The 4159-nt window shown below is 62.9% G+C and carries 5 protein-coding genes; 4 read left to right on the top strand and 1 reads right to left on the bottom strand.

Annotation, left to right across the window (positions count from 1 at the left end; all coding sequences use genetic code 11):
• From NKI61_RS32405 to NKI61_RS32395, 3 genes are all read left to right on the top strand, one after another.
• A partial coding sequence (locus NKI61_RS32405) for an amidase family protein (protein ID WP_352842358.1) occupies window positions 1–995 on the top strand: 995 nt, incomplete at its 5' end.
• 1 nt (window position 996) lies between these two features.
• Window positions 997–1527 carry a hypothetical protein gene (locus NKI61_RS32400; RefSeq protein ID WP_352653624.1) on the top strand — a complete coding sequence of 177 codons (531 nt, stop codon included), beginning with the start codon at window positions 997–999 and terminating at the stop codon, window positions 1525–1527.
• Between the two features lie 7 nt (window positions 1528–1534).
• A complete protein-coding gene (locus NKI61_RS32395) occupies window positions 1535–2332 on the top strand; it encodes a YdcF family protein (RefSeq protein WP_352842357.1) in 798 nt (265 codons plus the stop codon).
• Here the strand turns inward: NKI61_RS32395 and NKI61_RS32390 are convergent.
• A complete protein-coding gene (locus NKI61_RS32390; protein ID WP_023671004.1) occupies window positions 2281–3024 on the bottom strand; it encodes a DUF599 domain-containing protein in 744 nt (247 codons plus the stop codon). The genes NKI61_RS32395 and NKI61_RS32390 overlap by 52 nt on opposite strands.
• A gap of 272 nt (window positions 3025–3296) precedes the next feature.
• Between NKI61_RS32390 and NKI61_RS32385 the strand changes: the two genes are divergently transcribed.
• On the top strand, window positions 3297–4159 hold an 863-nt coding region (locus NKI61_RS32385; protein ID WP_352842356.1), incomplete at its 3' end, for a serine dehydratase beta chain.

The following is a 4159-nucleotide window of genomic DNA, read 5'->3' as shown; positions in this document are numbered from 1 at the left end:
CGGCTTCCGCCGTCTCGGCTTTCCTGTGCGCCGGCGCCACCGCCACCGACACCGGCGGCTCGATCCGCCAGCCAGCCGCCTTCACCGGCACCGTCGGCATCAAGCCGACCTATGGCCGCTGCTCGCGCTGGGGCATCGTCGCCTTCGCTTCGTCGCTCGATCAGGCCGGCCCGATCGCCCGGGACGTGCGCGATGCCGCGATCATGCTGAAGTCCATGGCCTCGGTCGACCCCAAGGACACCACTTCCGTCGACCGGCCGGTGCCGGATTACGAGGCGGCGATCGGCAAACCGATCAGGGGCATGAAGGTCGGCATTCCCCGGGAATACCGCGTCGACGGCATGCCGGAAGAGATCGAGGCGCTGTGGCAGAAGGGCATTGCCTGGCTCAGGGATGCCGGCGCCGAGATCGTCGACATCTCGCTGCCGCACACCAAATACGCTTTGCCGGCTTATTATATCGTTGCGCCCGCCGAAGCATCGTCCAATCTGGCGCGCTATGACGGCGTCCGCTACGGCCTGCGCGTGCCGGGCCAGGACATTGTCGACATGTACGAAAAGACCCGAGCCGCCGGGTTCGGTCGGGAGGTCAAGCGTCGCATCATGATCGGCACCTATGTGCTGTCGGCAGGCTATTACGATGCCTACTATCTGCAGGCGCAGAAGGTGCGCAATTTGATCAAGCGCGACTTCGAGACGGTTTTTGCCGACGGCGTCGACGTCATCCTGACGCCGGCGACGCCGTCGGCCGCCTTCGGCATCGCTGACGAGGACATGGCCGCCGATCCGGTGAAAATGTACCTCAACGACATTTTCACGGTGACCGTGAACATGGCCGGACTGCCGGGCATTGCCGTGCCTGCCGGCCTCGATGCCAAGGGCCTGCCGCTCGGCCTGCAGCTGATTGGCCGTCCCTTCGACGAGGAAACCCTGTTCCAGACAGCCGCCGTCATCGAGCAGGCGGCGGGAACCTTCCAGCCGGAGAAGTGGTGGTAGCATGCCGCCTCCGTCTCGCATTTCCATCGTCGAGACGGGAAACGAACTGCTGATCACGAACCCGCCACGCACCTCGGATTTCAGGACAGTCTTTGTCCTGATCGGGGCCGCGATCGTCGCCTACACCGGCTACATGGGATTGACGGATATGTCGTCCGCAACGCTCACCAGCGGCACGCTCGGCCTGCTGTCCTTCGTGGCGGTCATTGCCCTCTTCACCTATTTCCTGGGCAAGGATTTCATCTGGCGGGTGTTCGGCAGGGAAACCCTGCGGCTGACCGACACCGCAGCCGTGCGCTCGGTGAGGGGTTCCTTGCGAAATCGGTGGTCACTGCCTTTGAAAGGGCATCTTAGGGTCGAAATCCTCGACCACACCTATCCCACGGACGAAGTGGAACTGTCGGAAGTCATCAGCTTGACCAACGCGAACGGCGTCCTTGTTTTCGGCAGGGAGTTAAGCCGCCTCGAAGCGGAAGCGGTAGCGAGTGCGGTCGAGCACTTCATCGGCCGTCACAATTTGAGCTGGAGATAGGCAGGCAATGTTCTTCTATCTCTCCAAGATATTCTGGTTCTTCGTCCAACCACTCAACCTGGCGATCTTCCTGCTGCTTGCCGGCTTGCTCGCGGCGCTGATCGGCCGCCGGCGATTGGCGGCGGCGGGCAGTGTGTTCGCCTTCCTGATTCTGGCGTTGTCGGCCTGGACGTCGCTTGGCGCCATGATGCTCAATCCGCTCGAAGAGCGCTTCCCAAAGCCGCCGCTGCCGCGGAAGGTCGACGGCATCGTCGTGCTCGGCGGCGGCTTCGAGGGCGCCATCAACCTGGCGCGCGGCGGCTATGAGCTGAATTCGGGCGGCGACCGCATGGTCGAGGCGGCGATCATTGCCCGGCGCTTTCCCGAGGCGAAAGTGGTGATCTCGGGCGGCACCGGTGAACTGTTCATCGATGGCGAGGGGGATGCGGCCACCGCGCCGCGGCTGCTCGGTGCGCTTGGCGTCGACGCCGATCGCCTGATGCTCGAGAGCAAATCCCGCAACACCTATGAGAATGCCGTCTTCACCAAGGAACTGGTAACGCCGAAATCGGGCGAAACCTGGCTGCTGGTGACCTCCGCCTTCCACATGCCGCGCGCCAAGGCGCTGTTCGACAAGGCCGGCTTTCACACGGTCCCGTGGCCGGTCGACTATCGCACCTCGGGCAAGGAAGGCTTTGGCCTGTTTCGCGACAACGCACCCGATTCGCTGCAGACCACGACCATGGCGATCCGCGAATGGATCGGGCTCGCCGCCTATTGGCTATCGGGCCGGATCGACCAGCTTTTCCCCGGCCCGGGCGGCTGACCGATCACCGCTTGCCTTGCGGCGGAAAAGAACTGACGCCGCACCAGCACCGCCAGTAGCAGCAGCGTCGACAGCACGAACACGATCGGGTCGACGAACCAGCCGAGATAGCCGATCGAGAAGAACACCGCGCGCAGGCCTGAATTGAAATGCTTGCCGGCCAGCATGTTCATGCGCGCCGCGCGCCACACCGCCGTTTCGCTGACCGGGTTGCGTGACGCCTCGCCATAGGGGATCGGCACCGCGCCGATCAGGATCGTGCAGTAGTTGAAGAGACGGTAGGCCCAGCCGAACTTGAAGAAGGCGAAGGCCAGGATCAGGACCAGGCCAAAGACCTTGATCTGAAAGGCGGAGCGCGATGAGGTCGCGTTCAACGGCAGGTCGTTCAGCACGGCAAGGACCTGATCCGAGGCGCCAAGCAGCGCGAAACAGCCACCGAGCGCAATCAGCGAACTGGAGGCGAAAAAGGCGGTGCCTTGCTGCAGGCCGCTCATGATGGCGGTGTCGACGATGCGGATTTCGCGCTCGGCCATGGTGCGCATCCAGGCCTCGCGCTGCACGTTCATGGCCATCGTCAACGACACCCGGCTGACCAGTCTGCCGTCGGATGCCAGCGTATGCAGCAACCATGCGAGCAGGAAAAAAGCCAGCGCCGCCAGATCAGCCGTCGACAGATGGAAGGAATCGCCCATGCCCCCTTTTACCACAGGCAAAGCGGTCAGTTCGATGCTCCAAAGCATGTCGCCCAGAAGTGAGCTGCGGTTCTGGGACAACCACATGCATTAAAACAAGAACTTAAAGCGCGTCGCATGAATCCGTTTCAGCGCGACGCGCTTTCAGCCGGGGATGTCGCTGCCGGAGCAAACAAGGTCGGCAGGTGCAGCGCCGCAATCCGCAAAACAGCACAAACATCATGGAAAGTCCTATATGTAGGTCTTGATCCCATTCCCGGAGACGGCGCAGCGTGTTTCTTTCGGTTTTCGACTTGTTCAAGATCGGCATCGGACCGTCGAGTTCGCACACGATGGGACCGATGACGGCGGCGCGGCGGTTTCTCGACGAGATCGCCGGCGATGACTGGCCGCGCCCGGCCGGCGTCAAGGTCGATCGCATTGGCGCCAGCCTGCACGGCTCGCTCGCCTATACCGGTATCGGCCATGGCTCGGATCGCGCCGTTGTCCTCGGACTTGCTGGCCTGACACCGCAGACGGTCGATCCCGATCAGGCCGAGGGAATCGCCACGCGCATCGCCGCCGAGAAGCGGATATCGCCACGCGGCCATCCCTCCTATCGCTTCGACCCGGCGACGGATCTGGTGCTCGACCGCAAGACGCCGCTCACCGGCCACGCCAACGGCATGGCCTTCTACGCTTACGATGCCGGCGACCGGCTGCTGCTCAAGCGCATCTACTATTCCATCGGCGGCGGCTTCGTGGTGTCCGAGGAAGAGCTGCAGCGGATGAAGGTGAAGGGCTCGGTGACCACAGAAGGCAAGAAGGTGCCCTATCCCTTCAAGAATGCCGTCGAGATGCTGAAGATGGCAGGCAAAAGCGGCCTGTCTATCGCCGACATGAAGCGCATCAATGAAGAGACGCATATGTCGCGCGAGGAGCTCGACAGCGGCCTTGATGCGATCTGGGGCGCCATGAAGGGCTGCATCGACCGCGGCCTGTCGCAGGACGGCATCATGCCGGGCGGGCTGAAAGTGCGCCGTCGTGCCCGCATGCTGTACGACAAGCTGCAGGAGCAATGGCAGCAGAACAAGCCCAACCCTTTGCTGGCCAATGACTGGCTGTCGATCTACGCAATGGCGGTGAACGAAGAGAA

This window comes from Mesorhizobium sp. M0514 (assembly GCF_040321145.1).
In the GTDB taxonomy this organism is placed as follows: domain Bacteria; phylum Pseudomonadota; class Alphaproteobacteria; order Rhizobiales; family Rhizobiaceae; genus Mesorhizobium.
The sequence above is the reverse complement of the archived record's forward strand: the minus strand, read 5'-3'. Positions and strand labels throughout refer to the sequence as shown.

What these genes read in the sequence shown, in the direction of transcription:
- NKI61_RS32400 (WP_352653624.1), top strand. Translation starts at nt 997, where the DNA reads ATGCCGCCTCCGTCTCGCATTTCCATCGTCGAGACGGGAAACGAACTG.
- NKI61_RS32395 (WP_352842357.1), top strand. Translation starts at nt 1,535, where the DNA reads ATGTTCTTCTATCTCTCCAAGATATTCTGGTTCTTCGTCCAACCACTC.
- NKI61_RS32390 (WP_023671004.1), bottom strand. Translation starts at nt 3,024, where the DNA reads ATGGGCGATTCCTTCCATCTGTCGACGGCTGATCTGGCGGCGCTGGCT.